General features: G+C 43.6%; 4 protein-coding genes. 2 read left to right on the top strand and 2 right to left on the bottom strand.

Annotated features, from left to right (window positions below):
• Window positions 1-97: 97 nt before the first annotated feature.
• Complete coding sequence (locus QUA24_RS26975; protein WP_333233471.1) at window positions 98-472, bottom strand: IS66 family transposase; 375 nt, start codon at window positions 470-472, stop codon at window positions 98-100.
• A gap of 332 nt (window positions 473-804) precedes the next feature.
• On the opposite strand from QUA24_RS26975, the gene QUA24_RS26970 reads away from it, so the two are divergent.
• Window positions 805-1,944, top strand: a complete 1,140-nt coding sequence (locus tag QUA24_RS26970) for an IS4 family transposase (protein WP_333233470.1) — start codon at window positions 805-807, stop codon at window positions 1,942-1,944.
• Window positions 1,945-2,212: 268 nt separating this feature from the next.
• Here QUA24_RS26970 and QUA24_RS26965 read toward each other — a convergent pair whose 3' ends face one another.
• Entirely contained in the window at window positions 2,213-2,563 is a 351-nt protein-coding gene (locus tag QUA24_RS26965; RefSeq protein ID WP_333233468.1) for a hypothetical protein, read from the bottom strand.
• Window positions 2,564-2,663: 100 nt separating this feature from the next.
• Here QUA24_RS26965 and QUA24_RS26960 point away from each other — a divergent pair, with 100 nt between their 5' ends.
• Entirely contained in the window at window positions 2,664-2,831 is a 168-nt protein-coding gene (locus tag QUA24_RS26960; RefSeq protein WP_333233466.1) for a hypothetical protein, read from the top strand.
• The last annotated feature ends 107 nt before the right edge of the window (window positions 2,832-2,938 follow it).

The raw sequence follows: 2,938 nt of genomic DNA, 5'->3' as shown, positions 1-2,938 counted from the left end.
TTTTAGTAGGCATTGAGTTCTTCTAAATATCATCATATTATACTATGCAAGATGCGTTTTAAATGCTGAACAGCTTATCATGTAGAAGTTCAGGGGTTTAACTTGGCAGAAGAGAGGGTGGGACATCACCAGAACCAGTAGCCACGACAGACTCAACTAGGAAATCAAAAATATTACGTTCTTGCAGCTTGAGTGAAGAGACAACAGTGAGCAACCGAGAGACAAAAAAACTACCAGTCACCGAATCAGACCCAAAACTAGTCCGTCGCCAAATCACCTCCGGGCGAATTGCTCTCTCAGCAGCATTATTGGTCGGTTCAACACCATTTTCAGTGATAAATAACCACAAAGCCGATTCCAGCTTCAGTAAGTTACGACAAGTCCGCACAGTTTTAGCCAGGGGTGTTTTTTCGTTCTCACCGATGTTTAATTGTGCAGCTTCTCGCAATTGGCTCAAAATTTTAGTCTGAATGGGTTCAACTACTTGCTCTAATTCTGAACGAGTTAGTTGGTCATTCCGGTATTGATACTAGAGATTGAAAATCTCCTGTTCCTGTTCCAGTAATGATTTGCCGATTTTTGCACTCGCTCCAATCCGTTCGGATATCTGAATAAAATCACGTTTGAGATGTACCCAACATATTTGGCGACGATTGATAAGCTGTTGCACATTTAAACTGTGATACAAGCATTACCCTTGTTTTTGCTTTTGCGACCCCATTTAATTATTAATTGCCCTTCATTTAAGAGCTTGTCATTACCAACATATTTTAAAGTGGAACTGAGGTGTATTAGAGTCAGAGTATGAAATTGAGTAATTTCACAGACCTCCAGACTTGGGCTGTTGAACAGTGGGGAGATGCCGAGTTGGGGGATAGTCGTCGTACAGACAGAGCGATAGTCGTAGGAGCAGCACTCGGAGCGAACCCAGCAGCAAGTCTACCCAATATCATGGAAGGCTGGAATGAAGTCAGAGCAGCCTACAGATTGTTTGCAGAAGCAGAAGTTACTCACAGTGAGTTGATTAAACCACATACGACTGCAACTAAAGCAAGAGCCAAAAACAGCTCGCAGAAGGTTGTCCTATTTATCCAGGACACATCAGAACTAGATTACACAAAAGCACGAAACATAGAAGGGTTAGGACATATCGGCGACGGTAGAGGGCGAGGGATAATGCTGCATAATTGCTTGGCAGTAGTGCCAGTGCCGGGAAACCCAGAGATACTGGGACTGGCAGGACAAATACCTTGGGTACGCAGTCACCAGCCCCAAAATCTCGAAATTGAAAACATTTCACAGAAATTACTCAGAACCGAAAGCGAAGGTGAAATTTGGTCGGAGATGGTCGAATCAATCGGCCAAGCACCAGCCGTTAATTCAATGTGGGTAAGTGTTGGGGACCGAGGCAGCGATATCTTTTCATATATCCGACGTACTACGGCATTGCATTGGTACTGTTTATTGCGGGTCACTCAAAATCGTGTAATTACCAAACCAGACGCAACAAAAGAATATCTTAAAGCATTTTCTCGTAGCTTGAAACCAATGGCACTCAAAACGATTGTGCTACGTGGTCGCAATGGCGAACCCAAGCGTGATGTGGATTTACAGGTTGCTTGGTCACCGTTAATAATTCAACCGCCAGCGACGGGTAATGAAAGAAAACAGCAGCCAATTAATGGTTGGTGTATACGTGCTTGGTCAGTAGAGGGTGATTTGGAATGGATTCTGTTTACAACAGTACCTCTAACAGATGCCAACTCTGCCTTAATCCAACTCGACTGGTACGCTTGTCGCTGGTTGATTGAAGAATATCATAAGTGCCTGAAAACTGGTTGTGTGATCGAAAAACGTCAATTAAATTCTGCCAATGCCAAGCGTCACATTACTTGGGTTTTTTGCGGTCGTCGCCGTGCGATTATTACAGCTACGCCAAATTAGTCGCAGTCATCCCCAATTGCCGGCTCAACACTTTGTACCCCCAGGGCTATTTCATTCTGAACAAGATTTTGAGTGTGTTAAGATTAAAACGAGCACTTCGTTGCGCTTGAGCCATGTTATTAAAACCGTTATCTCGGTACAAAGTGAGGGCAAAATTGCGGGCGATTGCCCAAATTTGCACCAGTGGTGGAGTGCGAATACGAGAAGCATCCTCGCCTTGAGTTAGGTCTCGAACATAATGGACTTTGTTCTCAACGCCCCAGTACCCTCAAATTCGTGCTGCAAAAGCTTGAACCGTATCGATAAATGAGGCAACGTAATAGCGAGTTTCGGTGGAGACTTCAAAGATGGTCGCCCGATGCACAAGGCGTTCGGACTGAACTCGAATCAAGGTTTGTAGTCCAGGGAAATCGGGAATTCCATCAAGGATATGACTAATGCTGACGGTGCGTTTTTCAATGCGACCATGCCCTTTATTGATTTGTTGGGTCGTTGCTTGTGGTTGCAAATTGGCTACTACAGCTGCAAGTAAGCCTGACTGATTGCCTTTGAGTGCACCGATATAGTCGTTATGGCTGTCAATGATTGCAGTCGCTGTTTTTTTGGGTGCTGATGGCATCAAAAGCGAACACCACTGGGAGCATCTCAGTTATGCAATGAGTACTTATACTCAGACAGAAAGTGTGAGAAAATAGGACAAAATATATCAGGAAAAATAGATGACAGCCGAAGAAAGTAAAATTTTACAAGAACATTTGCAGGCTGCTGCCGCCATACTTCTCAAGAATACACCAAAAGAACAACTCAAAGACTTTGCTAGCATTGAACTAGCAGTCAGAGACCATGTAAGTAAGTCGGCGAGAAAAAACCCAACTATGTTAAAATAAGTGAACATAGAGAATACGTCTACTGAGGTCACTCAATATATGGGCGCTAGATTAAGGGTATTTCTCACTCAAGAGCAAGATAAAACCCTATTAAAACTGAGAACTAC

Origin of the sequence: Microcoleus sp. Pol12B5, assembly GCF_036701335.1 — a bacterium.
Classification (GTDB): domain Bacteria; phylum Cyanobacteriota; class Cyanobacteriia; order Cyanobacteriales; family Microcoleaceae; genus Microcoleus.
This window is presented reverse-complemented; position numbering and strand designations above follow the sequence as displayed.